The organism is Pseudomonas sp. FG86 (genome assembly GCF_057808775.1).
Genome location: NZ_JBMDIS010000185.1, coordinates 1 through 1,460, shown reverse-complemented (window position 1 = coordinate 1,460; position 1,460 = coordinate 1). Strand labels below are relative to the sequence as shown.

1 protein-coding gene is annotated in these 1,460 nt (G+C 53.0%); it reads left to right on the top strand.

The annotated features are described in order from the left end of the window. Positions 1 to 51: 51 nt before the first annotated feature. Positions 52 to 1,427, top strand: a protein-coding gene (locus tag ACODSV_RS36205) for an IS3 family transposase (protein WP_411741573.1) whose coding sequence is annotated in 2 segments (ribosomal slippage) — positions 52 to 543 and positions 546 to 1,427 — 1,374 coding nt in all. Because the reading frame shifts where the segments join, the coding sequence is not laid out codon by codon here. The last annotated feature ends 33 nt before the right edge of the window (positions 1,428 to 1,460 follow it).

The following is a 1,460-nucleotide window of genomic DNA, read 5'->3' as shown; positions in this document are numbered from 1 at the left end:
GTGAAGTGCGCCCCAGAAGTTGGACACCCATCCAATTTCTGGGGCGTTTTCATGAGCAAGTACACCACGCAGTTCAAGCTATCTGCCATCACCGCTTTCCTTGAGCGAGGCCGAGGGTTTCGCCGGGTCGCCGCTCAATTTCAAATGGACCCCACCTTGCTTCGTCGTTGGGTCGAGGCTTATCGATTACACGGTGAGGCCAGCTTGAGCAGTACCGGCCAGCGTTACAGTGCCTTGTTCAAGTTCTCTGTTCTGCGGCGCATGTGGGATGACTCCCTTTCCTTGCGCCGCGCCGCGGCGCTTTTCAACTTGGGGGATTCCACTCAGGTGGGCAGATGGCAACAGCAGTATTACAGTGGCGGTATTGAAGCCCTGGAGTCAGGGAAAAGAGGACTGAGCACCGCTATGCCTAAACCACCTGCTAAACCACGCAAAACCGCTGCCCCACTCACCAGCCCTGAGCCTGAACACAAGACATTACTTGATGAGCTCCAATATCTACGGATGGAGAACGCTTATCTAAAAAAGCTTGGGGAGTTAGGCGAGGCGGTGATGAGGCGGGAGAAAGAACAGAAGAAAAAGCCCGATTAGTCAGTGAGCTTAAGCAACACTTTCCCTTGCGTGACTTGCTCAAGCTAGTGAGCCTTGCGCGAAGTACGTACTACTACCAACTCAAGGCGATGGGCGTTGCGGATCGATTTTCCTCGATCAAAGCTTCTATCCAGACCATCCAAAACGAGCATAAGGGCCGCTTTGGTTACCGTCGGATGACGCTAGAACTACGTAAAGAAAGATCGCTGATCAACGGTAAAACGGTACGACGACTGATGGGGGAGCTGGGTCTGAAATGCACGGTGCGGCCTAAGAAATACAGGTCGTATAAAGGGCCGATGGGCGAAGTGTCACCCAACTCCTTGGCTCGTCAGTTCGAGGCTGAGCAACCGAATCAGAAATGGGTGACGGATGTCACCGAGTTCAAAGTGGCCGGCAAAAAGCTGTACTTGTCCCCAGTTTTGGACTTGTACAACGGAGAAATCGTGGCCTATCAGACGGCAATACGTCCCCAATATGCCTTGGTGGGCGAGATGCTGGAAAAAGCTATTGAAGGCTTACCTGAGGGCGGCAAGCCAATGCTGCATTCAGATCAAGGCTGGCACTATCGATATCCAAAGTACCGGGAGAGGCTAGAAAAAGCAGGGCTGGAGCAAAGCATGTCACGCAAAGGAAACTGCCATGACAACGCCACAATGGAGAGTTTCTTCGGCACGCTGAAGTCAGAGTTCTACTATCGGGAAAGCTTTGAAAGCGTGGAGCAGTTGCAAGCGGGGCTGGATGAGTACATCCATTACTACAACCATAAGCGAATCAAAGTGAAGCTTGGCGGACTGAGCCCTGTAGCGTACAGGACCCGGTCCGCTGTAGCCTAGCCAACAGCTGTCCAGCTTTTGGGGCGCACTTCA